Origin of the sequence: Sporosarcina obsidiansis (assembly GCF_009651005.1) — a bacterium.
Classification (GTDB): Bacteria; Bacillota; Bacilli; order Bacillales_A; family Planococcaceae; genus Sporosarcina; species Sporosarcina obsidiansis.
Window position 1 is genome coordinate 167,580 of the sequence record NZ_WHVW01000003.1, and the last position, 17,157, is coordinate 184,736.

The 17,157-nt window shown below is 42.4% G+C and carries 16 protein-coding genes; 7 read left to right on the plus strand and 9 right to left on the minus strand.

The window, feature by feature from the left end:
• Nucleotides 1–55 precede the first annotated feature (55 nt).
• The 4 genes from kynU to GD002_RS04375 all read left to right on the plus strand — a co-directional run bounded on the left by kynU (nucleotide 56) and on the right by GD002_RS04375 (nucleotide 4,484).
• Nucleotides 56–1,327 (plus strand): kynureninase, encoded by a 1,272-nt coding sequence (kynU, locus tag GD002_RS04360; RefSeq protein WP_153731114.1) that lies wholly within the window; start codon nucleotides 56–58, stop codon nucleotides 1,325–1,327.
• Entirely contained in the window at nucleotides 1,324–1,956 is a 633-nt protein-coding gene (kynB, locus tag GD002_RS04365; RefSeq protein ID WP_153731115.1) for an arylformamidase, read from the plus strand. Before kynU ends, kynB begins: the two co-directional genes overlap by 4 nt.
• Nucleotides 1,953–2,771, plus strand: coding sequence for a tryptophan 2,3-dioxygenase (gene kynA, locus GD002_RS04370; RefSeq protein ID WP_153731116.1), 819 nt, complete (start codon nucleotides 1,953–1,955; stop codon nucleotides 2,769–2,771). The genes kynB and kynA overlap by 4 nt, the downstream gene beginning before the upstream one ends.
• 63 nt (nucleotides 2,772–2,834) lie before the next feature.
• A complete protein-coding gene (locus GD002_RS04375; protein WP_153731117.1) occupies nucleotides 2,835–4,484 on the plus strand; it encodes an S-layer homology domain-containing protein in 1,650 nt (549 codons plus the stop codon).
• A gap of 40 nt (nucleotides 4,485–4,524) precedes the next feature.
• Here GD002_RS04375 and GD002_RS04380 read toward each other — a convergent pair whose 3' ends face one another.
• Nucleotides 4,525–5,760, minus strand: coding sequence for a dicarboxylate/amino acid:cation symporter (locus tag GD002_RS04380; RefSeq protein WP_153731118.1), 1,236 nt, complete (start codon nucleotides 5,758–5,760; stop codon nucleotides 4,525–4,527).
• Nucleotides 5,761–5,950: 190 nt separating this feature from the next.
• On the opposite strand from GD002_RS04380, the gene GD002_RS04385 reads away from it, so the two are divergent.
• Both GD002_RS04385 and GD002_RS04390 read left to right on the plus strand, forming a co-directional pair.
• Nucleotides 5,951–6,370, plus strand: a complete 420-nt coding sequence (locus tag GD002_RS04385) for a MarR family winged helix-turn-helix transcriptional regulator (protein WP_153731119.1) — start codon at nucleotides 5,951–5,953, stop codon at nucleotides 6,368–6,370.
• A gap of 12 nt (nucleotides 6,371–6,382) precedes the next feature.
• On the plus strand, nucleotides 6,383–7,573 hold the full coding sequence (locus GD002_RS04390; protein WP_153731120.1) for an MFS transporter: 1,191 nt from the start codon (nucleotides 6,383–6,385) through the stop codon (nucleotides 7,571–7,573).
• Nucleotides 7,574–7,642: 69 nt separating this feature from the next.
• Here GD002_RS04390 and GD002_RS04395 read toward each other — a convergent pair whose 3' ends face one another.
• From GD002_RS04395 to GD002_RS04405, 3 genes are all read right to left on the minus strand, one after another.
• Nucleotides 7,643–8,587 (minus strand): GGDEF domain-containing protein, encoded by a 945-nt coding sequence (locus GD002_RS04395; protein WP_153731121.1) that lies wholly within the window; start codon nucleotides 8,585–8,587, stop codon nucleotides 7,643–7,645.
• A 3-nt stretch (nucleotides 8,588–8,590) separates the two neighbouring features.
• Complete coding sequence (locus GD002_RS04400; RefSeq protein ID WP_153731122.1) at nucleotides 8,591–9,403, minus strand: alpha/beta fold hydrolase; 813 nt, start codon at nucleotides 9,401–9,403, stop codon at nucleotides 8,591–8,593.
• Between the two features lie 134 nt (nucleotides 9,404–9,537).
• Nucleotides 9,538–10,728, minus strand: a complete 1,191-nt coding sequence (locus GD002_RS04405; protein ID WP_153731123.1) for a coenzyme F420-0:L-glutamate ligase — start codon at nucleotides 10,726–10,728, stop codon at nucleotides 9,538–9,540.
• Nucleotides 10,729–10,840: 112 nt separating this feature from the next.
• Between GD002_RS04405 and GD002_RS04410 the strand changes: the two genes are divergently transcribed.
• Nucleotides 10,841–11,725 (plus strand): LysR family transcriptional regulator, encoded by an 885-nt coding sequence (locus tag GD002_RS04410; protein ID WP_153731124.1) that lies wholly within the window; start codon nucleotides 10,841–10,843, stop codon nucleotides 11,723–11,725.
• Nucleotides 11,726–11,863: 138 nt separating this feature from the next.
• Here GD002_RS04410 and GD002_RS04415 read toward each other — a convergent pair whose 3' ends face one another.
• The 5 genes from GD002_RS04415 to GD002_RS04435 form a co-directional block, all read right to left on the minus strand.
• Nucleotides 11,864–13,921 (minus strand): catalase, encoded by a 2,058-nt coding sequence (locus GD002_RS04415; RefSeq protein ID WP_153731125.1) that lies wholly within the window; start codon nucleotides 13,919–13,921, stop codon nucleotides 11,864–11,866.
• A 69-nt stretch (nucleotides 13,922–13,990) separates the two neighbouring features.
• Nucleotides 13,991–15,658 carry an ABC1 kinase family protein gene (locus GD002_RS04420; RefSeq protein ID WP_153731126.1) on the minus strand — a complete coding sequence of 556 codons (1,668 nt, stop codon included), beginning with the start codon at nucleotides 15,656–15,658 and terminating at the stop codon, nucleotides 13,991–13,993.
• A gap of 107 nt (nucleotides 15,659–15,765) precedes the next feature.
• Nucleotides 15,766–16,335 (minus strand): manganese catalase family protein, encoded by a 570-nt coding sequence (locus GD002_RS04425; RefSeq protein WP_153731127.1) that lies wholly within the window; start codon nucleotides 16,333–16,335, stop codon nucleotides 15,766–15,768.
• Between the two features lie 39 nt (nucleotides 16,336–16,374).
• Complete coding sequence (locus tag GD002_RS04430) at nucleotides 16,375–16,644, minus strand: spore coat protein CotJB (protein ID WP_194841467.1); 270 nt, start codon at nucleotides 16,642–16,644, stop codon at nucleotides 16,375–16,377.
• Entirely contained in the window at nucleotides 16,641–16,859 is a 219-nt protein-coding gene (locus GD002_RS04435) for a spore coat associated protein CotJA (protein ID WP_153731181.1), read from the minus strand. Before GD002_RS04435 ends, GD002_RS04430 begins: the two co-directional genes overlap by 4 nt.
• Nucleotides 16,860–17,157 lie beyond the last annotated feature (298 nt).

A 17,157-nucleotide genomic window follows, 5' to 3' on the forward strand; every position in this document is an offset into this window, starting at 1 on the left:
TGAAATTTCTTCTCCATATGTTATTATTTACGTAAGGATAGAAAGGAGAATGGACATGGACTCCAACACACTTGAGTACGCAAAAATACTAGATCAGCAGGATCAATTGGCTTCATACCGAAAAGAATTTTATTTACCAGAGCAAAAAATTTATATGGATGGAAACTCATTAGGCTTATTGTCCAGACGCGCAGAAAGTACATTGCTAGCGTTAGTAGATTCATGGAAAACGCTTGGAATTGACGGTTGGACAGAAGGGCAGTATCCGTGGTTTTATTTGGCGGAACAATTGGGAGAAAGGATGGCGCCGTTAGTTGGTGGAAAGGAGTCGGAAGTGGTGGCCACTGGATCGACGACAACGAATTTACATCAGCTCGTATCGACATTTTATCGGCCATCTGGTAAGCGGACGAAAATATTAGCAGATGAATTGAACTTCCCGTCCGATATTTACGCGCTGCAAAGTCAAATCAGGCTGCAAGGACTGAATCCTGATGAGCAATTAATACGAGTGAAGAGTGATGATGGACTGACGTTGAATGAAGATCGCATTATTGAGGCGATGACGGAAGAAGTGGCGTTGATTGTGCTGCCTGCTGTGCTTTATCGAAGTGGACAAGTGTTAAATATGAAGGCGCTTACAAATGCTGCGAATGAAAGAGGTATCACAATCGGTTTTGATTTATGCCATTCGATCGGCTCTGTTTCTCATGAGTTGCACGAATGGGGCGTGGATTTTGCGTTTTGGTGCACGTACAAACATTTGAATGGCGGACCAGGTTCTGTCGGAGGCTTATTCATCCATGAAAAGCATTTTGGAAAAGAGGCGGGACTAGCAGGATGGTTCGGTTCCGATAAAACGAAACAATTCGATATGAATCATACGATGACCGCAGCGGGCGATGCGGGAGCATACCAAATCGGCACACCACATATATTGAGCGTGGCACCGCTACTCGGATCGTTGGAAATGTTTGAAGAACTGGGAATGGAACGTATTCGGGATAAGTCTCTGGCGTTGACTGCTTATATGATGGAATGCATTCAAGCAGAATTAGAGGAGTATTCATTTGATATCGGAAACCCGACGGATTCTACACGTGGCGGACATATTTTATTACTGCATAAAGAAGCGGCGAGAATTTGTCAGGCACTGAAAGCAGAGGGAGTGATTCCTGACTTCCGCGCACCCGACGGTATTCGATTGGCTCCTGTCGCGTTATATAATTCATTTGAAGATGTGTGGCAGACGGTGAAGATTTTGAAGAAAATCATAAAAGAGGAAACATACAAACAATTTCCAAATGAACGAGGTGTGGTAGCATGACGAATGAATGGATAGATATTACGCAACCGTTGCAGAAAGAGATTGCAGAATGGCCTGGGGATACACCGTTTTTCTACGAGGTCGCAGTCTCCAAAGAACAGTCTGGCTCTGTCAATATCGGCAAGTTGACGATGAGCACGCATATCGGAACGCATACGGATGCCCCGTTTCATTATGATAATGAGGGACTTAGGATTTTGGAGTTGCCTATCGACCTCTATATTGGCCGTGCGTGTGTTGTCGATGTCACAGGTGTGGATTGTGTGACAAGAGCGGATTTAGAAGAGGTTGACTTCGGGGGAGCGGAGCGGATTTTATTGAAAACGGGTAGTCATCCGACGTTCACTCGATTTCCTGAACATTTTACAGTGATTGGGGAAGATGTGGGGCCACTGCTAAAAGAGCGAGGTGTTCGTTTGATCGGAGTTGATACACCTTCTGTTGATGCGGAGAACAGTAAGGACTTGCTGGCTCACCATTCGCTTTATCGCAATGATGTCATTATTATAGAGAATTTAGTGTTGCATTCATTGGAGCCTGGTCAGTATGAGCTCATTGCGTTGCCGCTGGCGTTAAAAGAAGCAGATGGTAGCCCGGTGCGCGCAGTTATTAGGAGGTGGGAGTCATGACAGAAAAAGGGATTCATACGGATTTTCGCGAGTCAATGACATACGGTGAGTATTTACATTTGGATCAAGTACTGTCGAGTCAAAATCGATTATCTGGTCACCATGATGAAATGCTGTTTATCATTATCCATCAAGTCAACGAACTGTGGATGAAATTAATTTTGCATGAGCTTGAAACGGCGATTCAATCCATCCAGCGAGATGAACTACCGGAAGCTTTCAAAATGCTCGCACGTGTGTCCAAAGTCCAAACACAAATCATTCAAGCATGGGATGTACTTGCCACGTTGACACCTGCCGAGTACATGGAATTTCGTGATAGCTTGGGGCGTGCGTCAGGTTTCCAATCATATCAAAATCGCCTGATTGAATTTGCACTTGGCTATAAACAGCCGCAAATCATCCAAATTTATGAGAAAGACCCTGAGTTATCTGAAACGTTATCAAGAGCCTACCATGCACCGGGTATTTATGACGTGGCGATCCAAGCTTTGGCACGTGCAAACTTTCCAATCAACCCGGAGTTATTGCAACGAGATTACTCTATAACCTATACAGGTGATTCAAGTGTGGCGGCTGCTTGGCTTGAAGTGTATCGCGACGTGGACCGCTATTGGGATCTGTATCAACTGGCGGAGAAATTAGTGGATATTGAAGACAGCCATCAGCAATGGAGATTTCGTCATATGAAAACAGTGGAGAGGATCATTGGCTTCAAAACAGGTACTGGTGGATCATCAGGTGTCAACTACTTGAAGTCCGTTTTAGACCATCGTTTCTTTCCAGAATTGTGGGATGTGCGCACTAAACTTTGACAAACTAGTAAGTTAGCATTTATCATAAAATTTAGAATACTGAAAAGAAAGGTGGAATGTATATTGATAAAAAAGTCGATCGGTCATCTGTTGCTTGCATTTGTTTTATTACTGCAACTAGCTGTACTGCCTTTGCAAACTGTCGCTGCAGAACCTGAAAAGGCGCCAACTTGGATTGAATCTATCAATTATTTGGCTCTTGGAGATTCATTAGCATTTGGTATTAACTCAATGGGAGACCCAGGGAAAGGGTATGCCGACTTTTTAACAGAGAAGTTAGCAACACAACAAGTCTTACAAACGAGCAATAAAGGGTTTTCGTGGCCTGGCTATACGTCTAGTAATGTATTAAAAGATTTGCAGACAAATGTCACGAAGCCGGTACTTGGTACAGGCAGTCAAGACAAAGAAGCTACTCTTCATCAAGCTGTGAAGGAAGCGAACCTCATCACGTTGACGGCTGGGGCGAATGATGTACTTCCTTATTTCAAATTAAACCCGGACACAGGAATGCCGGATGTGGATTTGGTGAAGATTCAAGCAGCTATGACGCAAGTAGGCAAGAATATTCAACAGATCCTAACGGAAATCTATCAGTTGAATCCTGACGCACAAGTGTATGTGATGGGTTATTATAATCCATTCCCACATATAGACGCGAAAATTCAGCCGCAAATTACACAGCTTGTGAAAGGGCTAAACGGTGCTATTCAAAGCGGAATGACAGGAACATCAGCGAAGTTCGTCATGACAGATGAGTTGATTGCGAAGGATTTTGCTACATACTTGCCAAATCCACAAAACATTCATTTAAGTGAAGCGGGCTATCAAGTAGTTGCGAACGCATTCAATGATTCGTTAGCATCCCATTATCCTTGGTTTGCAAAAGATGTTCTGACGGTAGAAGCAAAAGACCCATCAACGGTCGTACTAAATTGGAAACCAGTCCTTGATACAGGAATGATCACAACGTATCAAGTATACAATGGTGACAAGATGGTAGGAGAAGTAATGGGTCCCGTACTGACCTATGAAATTGGCAATCTTCAAGCAGATAAAGAATATCATTTTACCGTCAAAGCTGTAGATCAGAAAGGTCAAAAGAGTCTGCATGATCTTGAGACATCGTATACAATGGAAACACAACCAGTAGAGCCTTCTCCATCTCCAATGTTCACGGATATCTCGACTCACTGGGCGAAGGATGTAATTGAAATGGCGGCAATGAAAGGAATCGTTGGTGGTTATTCAGATCACACATTCCGTCCTGACAAGTCGTTGACACGTGCACAAGCTACTTCCATCATTGTGCGTGCACTTGAACTGAAGCCAAAGAGCAATAAGATGCCATTCGATGATTTAGCCTATTATGCAGACAGCACAAAGGCGGATATTCAAGCTGCTTATGATCATGGTTTGGTTAGCGGAGTAAACGGTCATTTCATGCCGAATGAACCGATGACTCGCGCACAATTAGCATTATTGCTTAGCCGTACGTATGAAGTGGCAAAAGGACAACCGTTCAAACCTACAGTTGTTGCGCCGTTCAAAGACATCGAGAATTTTGCGAAAGAAACGAAATTAGCGATTGCTGGCTTGTATCAATTGAATATCGCGACAGGAGATCAAGGGAAATTTATGCCGAATGCTCCTACAACGCGCGCGCATGCTGCGAAGATGATCGTTCACTCTATGGAAGCGATCGGACAATAAGAAAAAGGAAGGACTCAGTGTATCCGAGTCCTTCCTTTTTCTATGAGGCAAACTTCTTTTGGGGAGTTTTTCGATCGACTACAGCGGCTCCGACTATGTCACCAATGACATTTGAAGCTGTACCTCCCATGCCGATCAATGCATCCACACCTGCGATTAGCGCTACAATCTCAAGCGGAAGGCCGAACATAGTCAGCACTGCAGATAAAGTGACCAACCCAGCAGCAGGTACTCCAGCCGTTCCAATTGACAGTAAAGTACCAATTGCAATAATAACAAAAAAGTCAGCTACAGATAGGTTTAAGTTGGTAATATTGGCCGCGAAGACGATAGAAATTCCCATCCGCAAAGCACCGCCATCAGAATTAAATACAGCTCCGAGAGGTAAAGCAAAATTCGCTGTATTTTCCGATACGCCCGCTTTTTTAGCCGATTCAATGGCAATCGGTAACGTCGCGATACTGCTAGAAGTGAAAAAAGCAGTCGTATAAGCATCCTTTGTATTACGGAAGAAAGCGAACACTGGATTGCCGAAAAGCTTAAGAAAACCACTGTAGACGAACAACCAGAGAATCAACACGCCTAAATAAAACACACCAACGAAGGATAGCAAGCCTAAGAAGGTATCCCATCCTTGTTCACCAAAAGCAGTTGCGCTAATAGCGAAAATACCAATTGGAGCATACAGCAGTACGCCAGACAAGATTTTATAGAACATCGTATTCAAAGCGTTGAAAAAGCGATCCAGTAGGTCTCCCATTTCTACTAGCTTTGTGTCCTGAGAGAATTTCATGGAGGAAATCGCCATGCCGATGATGACAGCCACGAAAAGTATAGCCATTAGATCACCAGTCGTAAAAGCCTCAAATATATTTTTTGGCACAATTTGCAATAGAATCTCCGAAAAACTTGGTGCATGTGGAGGCTCTACTACTGCATCCGTTGGGAGTGATAAGTGTTGTCCTGGCTTTAGCCATAAAGCCAATGATAGTCCGATCAAGACGGCCGCAGCTGTAGTGGCTGCATAATACAAAATTAATTTGCCGCCCATTTTGCCAAGCTGCACTAGATTCATTTGATTGACGGCTAGTACGACCGTCAAAAAAATGACAGGTATAGCGATCAGGCTCAACAAGTTTAATAACAATGTGCCGAACGGCTTTAGAAATCCTGTATATTCATTGAAAAAGATACCGATGAGTGTACCAGCAATAAAACCAATTGTAATCTTCACAACAAATGGTGTGTTCTTATATTTATTCCAAATAGAATTCACGCTCCTAATGGCCTCTTTATTCTCCTTGCTGATCTCAAGCAATCGGATAAGATTGCATTATTTTATCATATCATAGGCAGCTCAAAAAGTTGATTCATCAACTCTAAGTTGTCCTACTTTACTAGTATAAGAATATATGATTAAATTAAGTAATTAATTAACCTAACTAATCATTTAAGGAGGTTTAAGAATGAGGCATCAGCAACAGTTTTTTGCAGAGTACATTAAAATTTATCGGCCAGTACTTAATCGATTGAACACGCTACTTTCACCGTATGGTCTATTTCATTCACAATGGGGTATTTTAAAACTACTGAAAATAGAGGGAGAGATGACTTCTGCAGAAATCGCTTTACGTCAACAAGTAGAAAAGCCGAGTGTCACGAAAATTGTCCAGCGTTTATTGGAAATGAACTTGATCAGTGTGCGTCCGGGAATGGATCGCCGTGAAAAGTGGATTGGATTGACAGAAGCGGGACAAGACACAGTTGATCGTATTCTAAGTGAGCTACAAGAATTGTACTGTGAAATATTAGAAGGCGTAGAGCAGGAGGATATGGAAACCGCAATTCGAGTTATGGAGTTAGCCAGAAAAAATCTGAACAACTAAGAGAGTGATCAAATGGACAATAAAACTATATGGTCAAAGGACTTTATTGTAATTTCTATTATCAATTTTATTCTCATGCTAGTCATGTATTTGTTAATGGTAACCATTGCACCTTTTTCAGTAAAGGAATATGGTGTATCGACAAGTATGGCGGGACTTGTTTCGGGTATATTTATCATTGGAACACTTATTGCTCGGCTTGCAGTCGGTAGTTTGATTGAGCAGATTGGTAGTCGTAAAATTTTATTGATCGGATTGGTAGTGACCGTTCTTGCATCTGTCTTCTATTTTGGAGCAGTCAATTTACCGTTATTGATGACGAACCGTTTTTTTCATGGAATTGGATTGGGGATTTCCTCCACAGCGACGGGTACGATGGTGGCGCAGATGTTGCCTCCATCACGAAGAGGGGAAGGAATCGGTTATTTTAGCTTAAGCACAGTGTTGGCAACGGCAATCGGACCTTTTTTTGGTATCTTCTTGAGCCAACATTATGAATATCAAGTGCTGTTCTTATTTTGTTTAGTGTTAAGCATATGTTGTGCCGCAATGTTCTTTTTTGTTAAGAAGACGCCAGCAGTCATGCCGAAACAAGATTTGCAGGTAAAAGGAGAAAAAATGGGAGTACGTGATTTATTGGAAAAACGAGCGCTCCCCATTGCGTTTGTGACACTTCTAGCAGCGGTTGCATATTCAGGTGTATTATCGTTCATTTCGTTTTATGCAGAAGAAGTTCATTTGGTGAGTGCCGCGAGTTTTTTCTTTTTAGTGTATGCGATTGCCGTGCTGCTCTCTAGACCTTATTCGGGGAAGTTATTGGATGTAAAAGGAAATGGATTTGTCGTCTATCCATCACTCATCCTGTTTGCAGGAGGACTTTTATTGTTGAGTGGAGCTCAAGCAGGCTGGATGCTACTTCTAGCAGGGGGTATTCTAGGTCTTGGTTTCGGTAACCTTCAATCGTGTGCACAAGCTATTGCATTGCAAGGAGTGCGCCCTGAACGTCTTGGTGTCGCCACTTCTACATTTTTCATCTTTTTAGACTTTGGCTTTGGTTTTGGTCCTTACGTGCTCGGGTTACTCGTGCCAATCATTGGTTACCGGGAGTTATATGTAGTGCTGACGGTTGTTGTAATGATAGCACTTGGCTTATTCATGCTGTTTAGCAAAATGCAGCACTCTGCATCTGTATATGCAGAATAAATAAACGCACCAACCAACATAATGATAAAGCCACAAATAAGACACTGTGCAAAACTGCACAGTGTCTTATTAAATAGAGGTCAACTGATTTCTTCCATTTCGTTTAGATGTATACTGTGCATCATCCGCCCTTACATAAATATGGCTAGACGTGTCGCCGCATGTGAATGTGGTGATACCCATACTGACCGTGATGGCTATACTGGCCCATACTGATTCCTCCAGGTAGCGTCGAAGTTCTTCTGCTTTTTTTATGTTATTTTGATGATTGGGATCATCGTAAATGATGGCAAATTCTTCACCACCAATGCGAGCTATTATATCCGGTACGTCCACCATTTGTTCCAGTTTGCGGGCCAACTCTTTCAACACATCGTCCCCAACCTGATGGCCATACGTGTCATTTACTTTTTTGAAATGATCAATATCGAATAGCAACAGGGAAAACGAATACGAATCGAAAAGCTGGGCGCGGTCGATCGCTGCATCTAAACTTTTGCGGAAGACACGCCGGTTAAAGAGCCCTGTCAATTCGTCGCGCGTTGCCAATTCTTGTAGTTCTCCATTGAGTTCGAGCAATTGCTGCTGTTTGTTCTCGACTTCTTGTAGCAATCCGAGTAGCTTGTTGTAGGCAACATCGGTCTCTTTCTGGATCCGTTCGGCATCTTTTTTTGATTGGAGTAGCTGGTTTTCATATTCATCGCGTACTTTGATTTGTACAATGACACCTTCATATCGCCCGTTGCGTTCATTTACATTCATGAGTACGGGAACGGGACGTTTCTCTACTTTTAAATTCAAATACATCTCTCGTACTTCGCCATGTACTGAAATAGCAGGTATGAAATATGTCTGGAAATAAACCTTCGAAGGAACGGTCAGGATGTCATGCATATGACGTGGGATCTCTTCGATGCACAAAATATTTCTCATAGTCTGATTCATTTCAACAAATTCCCAGTCGCTCGTCAAGACGAAATATCCACAGGGTAACACGTTCAACTGCTCATCCATTATTTATACGCTCCTATTCGCTTCGATAAAACGTGTAATCTCCTGGACAGTTTCTTCTGGATGGCTAATGTGCGGATTATGTCCTTTTGCTTTCATGATGACTAGTTCACTATTTGGTGTTTGGCGTTGAATGTATTCTCCAACTTCTATGGGTACAATCGAATCTTCAGTTGGCTGTAAAATTAGAGTTTTTGTATATACCTGTGGCAGCTCTGCACGAATATCCGATGTAAACGTCACTTCAGCAAATTGACGGGCAATTTGCGGATCATTCGTATAAAGCATGGACTCGAATTCCTCAGACAGATGCGGGCGATCTTCATTTTTCATGGAGATTGGTGCCAGATACTTTGCCCATTCCTTATAATTCATTTCCATCATATCGAGCAACTCATCGATATCTTCGCGTTCAAAACCACCATAATAATCAGGTTCATTCAGATAATGAGGGGAAGGACCAATCATGATTAGTTTTTCCATCAAGTCAGGTCGTTGAATGGAAGCAAGCGCACCGATCATACTACTGACGGAGTGTCCTACATACAAAATATTTTGCAAATCTAATGCATCACAGACATCAATCACATCTTGTGCATAGCCGTGCAACGTTCCATAGCGATCCGATGAGTAGGCAAGTTTATCACTTTGGCCTGAACCTACATAATCGAACAATACGATACGGTAGTCTTGTTCAAATGCAGGAACTATGTTTTTCCATACAGTTTGGTCACAGCCAAAACCGTGGGCAAATAAAATTGTCTGCTCTCCAGAACCAGTTATAGTGATATTATTTCGCTTCAAAATATCCATAGCCATAGAATCAAGTCCTTTCTAAACAACAGATGTCAAATTATTTTTATTGTAGCATATAAATAGCGCAAATTTCCAAAACGACTGAACATTTACAAAAAAACGCCTGTGAGTTAGAAACTCACAGGCGACAATCTACTTTAGTTTGTATAGTTATCGAAATAGCCTTGGATAAAGACAATCGGTGTACCTTTGTCACCACTACCGGAAGTTAAGTCGGATAACGAGCCAATCAAGTCCGTTAACTTACGTGGAGTAGTGCCTTGCGAAGCCATGGAGCCCATAAGATCCATATCTTTTTTCTCAATATACTCGGATACCGCCTTCTTCAGCTCTTCTCCACGGAGATCAGAGAAATCATTGTCTGCCAAGTATTTGAGTTTTACTTCATTTGGAATTCCGTCTAGTCCGTCAGTATATGCAGGAGATACAACAGGATCCGCTAATTCCCAAATCTTTCCGACCGGGTCTTTAAACGCGCCATCTCCATAGATCATGACTTCAATATGTTTACCAGTTTCTTTTTTCAGCATAGCTTGTATTTGATCCACAACAGGCTGGCAATTATGAGGAAACAGTTTAATGCTATTTTCTTGCGCTTTATTCGCACCGAGTAATCCGAATTGCTCATTAAAACCACTGCCGTTGATGGATTTTGAAAGTACATCATCCAAGCTGTAGACTTTTTCAGCACCGTTCGCTTCGAGAATGCGCTTTGTTCTAAAACGTGTATGGATATCACATGTTAAGACTGTTTTTGTATAATCTAAGATCGTTCGAGCGTTATTAGAGAAAATTACTTCATGTTCCACACCGAATTCATCCATCAAAGATTTATAGTATTCAATGTAATCCACACCAGTGAATGGGTGTTTGTTATCTCCAAAATGCGCACGGAACTCTGCCTCTGTCAAAACGTCCGTCCAAGGGTTAACTCCTTTTTCATCCAAGCGATCAAGCTCCACCAAGTGGTTGCCGACTTCATCGGAAGGATAGCTAAGCATTAAGACGATCTTTTTTGCACCTTTTGCTATGCCGCGCAAACAGTTCCCGAACCGATTGCGGCTGAGAATAGGGAAAATGACACCAATTGTATCATCGCCGAATTTGGCTTCAATATCTTTTGCAATATGGTCAATCGTTGCGTAGTTACCTTGTGCACGTGCAACGATGGATTCTGTTATGGATACGATATCTTTATCTTGAAATGAAATGTTTTCAATTCTAGAAGCTTCTAAGACACTGTCTACAACGATTTGTTCAATATTGTCGCCTTCATTGATAATGGGGCAACGTAGCCCTCTGACAACGGTTCCTACTACTCTTTCCAAATCAATCGCTCCTTAGTGAAAATCAATTTGATCATTCTTCTTTGTATTATAGCGTGCTTTTGTGATATAAGTAAAATTAATATACCTAATAGTAGATATAAGGGGTAGTTATATGTCGATCAATCTAGAATGGTACAAAGTGTTTCGCACAGTCGGTCAAAATGAAAGCTTTTCCAAGGCCGCTATGCAATTGTTTATGACCCAGCCAGCCGTTAGTCAGATCATTTCTCAGTTAGAACGAGAATTGGATACACGTCTTTTTAATCGCACATCCAAAGGGGTATCGTTGACAGATGAAGGTTCATTGTTATTCGAATATGTTCATTCAGCCTTGAATTTGTTGGAAGCGGGTAATGAAAAATTATATGAATTGAAAAACCTGTCAGCTGGAGAGCTGAAAATAGGAGTAGGCGATACCATTTCTCGTTACTATTTATTGCCCTATTTAGAAGCGTTTCATACCAATTATCCAAGTATTCGATTTAAAATCATCAACGGCACAACAGTAGAGTTGATCGCAGCACTTAAATCAGGAGAAGCAGATATTGCGGTTTGTAACTTTCCAGTGGTAGATGATTCATTGGAAAAACGAGTGTGCTTTGATGTGCAGGATATATTCGTCTATGGAGAACGATTCAAGAAATTGTTTCTTCGACCAGTACCGTTACAGGAGTTGACTAGATTACCGCTCATTCTTCTTGAACCTAAGTCTAATTCGCGACAATATGTGGAAGACTTTCTATTAGAAAAAGGCGTGAAGATCTATCCCGAATTTGAATTGGGTTCCCACGAATTGCTACTGGAATTCGCACAAATTAATTTAGGGATTGCCTGCGTGGTACGAGAATTTGCAGCAAAATATTTGGAACGTGGCAAGTTGCATGAAGTAGAGTTTTTAGAGCCTATCCCGAAACGAAGCATTGGTGTGTGCTACTTAAAAGACGTCTCTTTGTCGCCTGCTGCGTCCAAGTTTATTGAGATTCTGGAGAGGGTCTGAATTGGTGTGGCTTAAAAGCTAATGAATGATCATAAATTCCTGTAACCGGTCCTAAAAGTGTACAAGTGATCATATACCAAATACCAACTACAAAAGCCGGACAGGTAACTCCTGTCCGGCTAGATCTCTTTTTAGCAATCAGTCATATAGCTTACGGTCCCAAAAACGATGCGCGGCAACAGTGTCAGCCCATTGTTTACCGTCTCCCGAAACTGTTAAGTCAGTCAGAACACCTGGTCCTGGTTTGACATTTGTCTGATCAAGCAGTTTCTGCGCATCCGGTGCTGCCCCAATCGGTTTGAAATGCATATAGGCTTCATTGACAAAATCAGCCAAGTCCATTTCGAACTTCTTCGGTTGCTTTGCTTGTCCACCTACGATATACAGTGCATCATATAGAACCGAATGAACAGTCAAGAACGTTTCGTCGACCTCCACAGTCGCACCATTTTTACCAGTCAGCTTGCCGAATTGTTCGCTCACGATGTCGATTGACATACCTGCGTCCAATGAAGCTTTTAAGAATGGCTCCAGTACGGCATCGTCAAACTGATCCGCAATCAAGACAGCTACTTTTCGCGTATGTGGCAACTTCGCTTTATTTTCCTGGCTCAGTGCCGGAGAAGACTCTGTGATGGTTGATTGTGTGGCATTTTTAGGCGCGTCCACACCGACTGCTTGTGCCACTTTCGTTGCCATATCGGTATCCACATTAGCAAACATGTCGACCACTTGTTGTCTGATATTCATATCCTTCACTTTGCCCACTTCGAAACTGAAAGCTTCAATTATATGTTGTTTTTCAGGAACGGACATACTATTCCAGAATAAGCGTGCCTGAGAAAAGTGGTCTTTAAATGAATCACTGCGAGCTTGTACTTTGCGCCCTTCCACTTTCTCTTGATAATGAACATAGCCGCCGTCTTGTTCAGACGAAGTGTTAGGTTTATTAGTAGCTAACGAGTTTTTATGATAGCTAACTTGGCCTACATTGATCGTCTGTCTTCCGTACCCATCGCGCTGATTATTATGGAATGGGCAGACAGGACGGTTGATCGGCAGCTCATGGAAGTTCGGACCACCAAGTCGGATCAATTGAGTGTCCGTGTAAGAGAATAAACGTCCTTGTAGCAACGGATCATTTGTGAAATCAATCCCTGGAACGACACTGCCAGGATGGAATGCGACTTGCTCAGTTTCAGCAAAAACGTTGTCTACATTGCGATTCAACGTCATTTTCCCGATGATTTTGACAGGTATCTGTTCTTCAGGCCAGATTTTCGTTGGGTCTAGGATATCGAAATCGAACTTGAATTCGTCCTTTTCTTCCAGCAATTGAACACCTAGTTCAAATTCTACGAAGTCTCCATTTTCGATTGATTCCCACAGATCGCGGCGATGAAAGTCAGGATCTTTCCCGCTAATTTTCTGTGCTTCATCCCATACCAACGAATGGACGCCTAGTTTAGGCTTCCAATGAAACTTCACGAAATGTGATTCACCCTGTTCATTAACAAAACGATAGGTATGAACACCAAAACCTTCCATCATTCGAAAACTTCGTGGAATAGCTCGGTCTGACATATGCCACATGATCATATGTGCCGATTCCTGATTATTTGCGATGAAATCCCAGAATGTATCGTGGGCGGAAGCAGCTTGTGGCATTTCGTTGTGAGGTTCTGGTTTTACGGCATGGACTAAGTCAGGAAACTTAATCGCATCCTGAATAAAGAAAACAGGTATATTATTTCCGACTAGATCATAGTTGCCTTCCTCTGTATAAAACTTAACGGCAAACCCACGGACATCTCGCACAGTTTCAGCAGAGCCGCGGCTTCCGGCTACTGTGGAAAAACGTGTGAAAACAGGTGTTTTCGAACCAGGTTCTTGCAAAAATCCAGCTTTGGTATACTTTTTCATGGATTCATATAACTCAAACTCACCATGAGCCGCATATCCACGCGCATGAACGACGCGCTCCGGAATCCGTTCATGATCGAAATGTGTCATTTTCTCACGGAAATGAAAGTCTTCCATTAGTGTAGGTCCACGTGTTCCGGCTTTTAGAGAGTGTTCATCCTCTGATACCTTTAATCCTTGATTGGTCGTCATTGGATTCTCATAGTCACGTGCTCGAAATGTTTCCAACTGTTTATTTTTGCTGTTGTCATCTACTTGGTGGTCTTTATTCACAAAAAATCCTCCCGTCGTAAAATAGTAGTCTGTCCTTCTATTCCCGAATTTGATTGGACTAAACAGTAACTAAATTCGTCCTGATCGTACGATGGAAAATAGTAGATAGGCGAACATGAGAGTCGCAATAATGGAGCCGACTTCAATGAGCGGCAGCCGGAAGAACATAGCGGTTTGACCAGCTATTGCGGATCCGACAATGAGTCCTACCATGAGGATGCTAAATGCCAGCAAGACGATACTGAAAGACAACCGGTTGGCAATTTTATCGAATCGGCGGAATATGATGTGTGACTCTTTCAGGCCGATATCCAAATCAACTTTACCTTTTTGCACAGTTTTAATAGCTTTCTTAATATCACTTGGCAGTTCTGCTGCGATCTCCGCATTCTTGATTAGTGTGTCCCAACTATTCTCGATGACATAGCGAGGATCGAATCGTTTCAACACCAATCTCCGACTATATGGCTCAATGGCTTTCATAATACTGAAGGAAGGATCGAGTTTACCGAGTACACCTTCTAGCGTAAGAATAACTTTTGAAAGAATTGCAACGTCATTGGGAAGTCGGATGTGGTGGCGATAGGCAATAGAGAAAATTTCCATAAACACGTCTCCGAGCTTTAAATCGGTGAGAGATGTTTCGTAATATTTTCGCTGAATAATTTGTAGATCGCGATACAAAGCTTCCGTATTTGTATCTTCATGAAGAAGATCCATGTCAGAGAAAATGTCGATCACACGTTCAATATTACCTTTTTGCAAAGCGAGCATGAGGGAGACGAAATGGTAGGTTGTTTCTTTACTGAGTTGCCCAACCATACCGAAATCTACATAGTAAATGACATTTCCAGGCGTGACAAAAATATTTCCTGGATGTGGATCACCATGGAAGAAGCCGTGTTCCATCACCTGTGAGAGCATGGAGTGGGCGATGCGTTCGGCTAAAATTTGGCGATCATAACCTTCCGCGTCCAATTGTTCCGTGTCGCTCACTTTTATACCTGTGATTAGCTCAGTAGTGAGCACGATTCGTGTAGAATACTCCTCATAAACACGAGGTACTTGAATTTCCCGTACTTTTGCAAATTGACGTGCAATTCGTTCTGCATTGCGTGCCTCCAATTGATAATCCAATTCTTCTCGCATTGAATGGGAAAATTCGTAGATGAGATCACGAAGGTGATAGGTTTTGGCCCAATCCATATTGTTCTCCAAAAAGCCTGCCAGATCATGTAATATCGCTAAATCTGTATCCACTTGTCGCTGAATATTTGGTCGCTGTACTTTCACTGCCACCATATCACCACTGATTAAGCGTGCTTTATGTACTTGCCCGATCGAAGCGGAAGCAAGAGGCACTTCGTCAAACTCCTGGAATAATTCTTCAATGGTACCCTCTAGCTGCTGCTCGATAATGTCCCGTACATGCGCAATTGGAAAGGCCTCTACGTGATCTTGTAATTTTTCAAGTTCCACAGCAATTTCTTCAGGCACTAAATCCCTGCGACCACTGGCAATCTGGCCGAGTTTGACGAATGTAGGGCCGAGCTGCTCTAGCGCGGTTCGTAATTTTTTCCCTACATGGTATAAATTTAAATCAGCTTTTTCATCTGTAGAAGAAAATTTTCGGTCGGTCAACCCTAGCCGAAATAAAACATGACTAAAACCATTTTTCAAAAAGATATTTATAATTTCTTGAGAACGTTGTGCATTTTTCATTTTTCGTTTTAACATAGAGAACACCTCCGTGATCACCCTCTCTACAACACATACCATTGAATGCGATTTCCTAAACACTAAAAACCCTTCCTCCGTGTGGGAGAGAAGGGTACTTCTCAAGATCAGAAAATTTTCTTGCGGTCTCGTTCTTCTTTTAATACTTCCACAGCTTCCCTAAAACGCTGAGAATGCACATTTTCTCGTTCTCTCAGAAATTTGAGCGAATCGTTAATGAGCGGGTCGTCGGATATATCGATAATCCATTGGTAAGTTGCTCGAGCTTTTTCTTCTGCTGCAATATCTTCATACAAATCAGCGATCGGATCGCCTTTCGCTTGAATATACGTAGCAGTGAATGGAACCCCTCCTGCATTCTCATAAAATAGGGCATGCCCATGATTGACAAAATGTGCACCAAGACCTGCTTCTTCGAGTTGTTGCGGTGTGGCGTCCTTTGTTAATTTGTAAATCATTGTAGCTAACATTTCCAAGTGTGAAAATTCTTCTGTTGCGACATCATTTAGCAAGCCAATTACTTTATCAGGAACAGTGTACCGCTGATTCATATAGCGAAGAGCTGCTGCTAATTCTCCGTCAGCACCCCCGTATTGTTCCGCTATATATTTTGCGAGCTTTGGATTGCATTCACTGACCTCCACAGGGTACAGTAATTTTTTTTCATACACCCACATTGTCGTTCCCCCTAGTAAAATAATACTGAATTCAAGCTGCTACATCTGCCATGGCCAAGGTGGCTGGTTCCAACGCCAGCCCATTTCAATAGCTTGCTCTGACGGAACCGATAGGAGAGAAAGAGGGCCATATCGTTTTTCGTATGCTTTCCGTGCTCTTGCGGCTTCTTTGATGGCAAGACGCCATTGCTCTAGTGCTTCCTCGTCGTTTGAATGGGTATTTGTATACAGCGTTAGTTCCACGACAACAAAATCAGCTTGCTGCACCTCCTTTAGCATGGCGCGTTGTTCTGCTGCTGCGGACATCATGAAATCCCCTCCTTTTTCGAGTAGCCGTCGACTAAGGCTGGCCATAGGGATCCGTGGCGCAGTGCTTCGGCAGGTGAGTATTGTGGAAGACCTGGTGGCTGAAAACCCAAAAAGAGCTGAGGTGGCAACACAAAAGTCTTCACTGTCACAGGGGGACACGGATCAAATGGCGATACATATGGCTCGTAACTTCCTCTGAACGCTTGCTTTTCCAGCTTTCATCACTCCTCCCCTCAACGTATGCGATGTGTTTTAGGAGTATGACAGATACTTCGGTTTGAAATATAACGTAAGGTTCCATTTTTTCTGTTCAGGGAGATTCCAAACACCGGTTCAACAGGGATTTTAGACCAAGTCGGCCATGATCTACGAAAAAACCTGATTGGCCCGCATCACGCGATCAAGAATTCTTTGAACAATTTTACGCCAAGAAAGAATTGAAAAAAGTCTGGATGGAATACATTAGTAATTTGTAATTAATATATTTCTAAATATCTTCCAATCAAGTATAAT

Coding starts and splice junctions, on each gene's coding strand:
- kynU (WP_153731114.1), top strand. CDS start 56: ATGGACTCCAACACACTTGAGTACGCAAAAATACTAGATCAGCAGGAT.
- kynB (WP_153731115.1), top strand. CDS start 1,324: ATGACGAATGAATGGATAGATATTACGCAACCGTTGCAGAAAGAGATT.
- kynA (WP_153731116.1), top strand. CDS start 1,953: ATGACAGAAAAAGGGATTCATACGGATTTTCGCGAGTCAATGACATAC.
- GD002_RS04385 (WP_153731119.1), top strand. CDS start 5,951: ATGAGGCATCAGCAACAGTTTTTTGCAGAGTACATTAAAATTTATCGG.
- GD002_RS04390 (WP_153731120.1), top strand. CDS start 6,383: ATGGACAATAAAACTATATGGTCAAAGGACTTTATTGTAATTTCTATT.
- GD002_RS04395 (WP_153731121.1), bottom strand. CDS start 8,587: ATGGATGAGCAGTTGAACGTGTTACCCTGTGGATATTTCGTCTTGACG.
- GD002_RS04400 (WP_153731122.1), bottom strand. CDS start 9,403: ATGGCTATGGATATTTTGAAGCGAAATAATATCACTATAACTGGTTCT.
- GD002_RS04410 (WP_153731124.1), top strand. CDS start 10,841: ATGTCGATCAATCTAGAATGGTACAAAGTGTTTCGCACAGTCGGTCAA.
- GD002_RS04420 (WP_153731126.1), bottom strand. CDS start 15,658: ATGTTAAAACGAAAAATGAAAAATGCACAACGTTCTCAAGAAATTATA.
- GD002_RS04425 (WP_153731127.1), bottom strand. CDS start 16,335: ATGTGGGTGTATGAAAAAAAATTACTGTACCCTGTGGAGGTCAGTGAA.
- GD002_RS04430 (WP_194841467.1), bottom strand. CDS start 16,644: ATGATGTCCGCAGCAGCAGAACAACGCGCCATGCTAAAGGAGGTGCAG.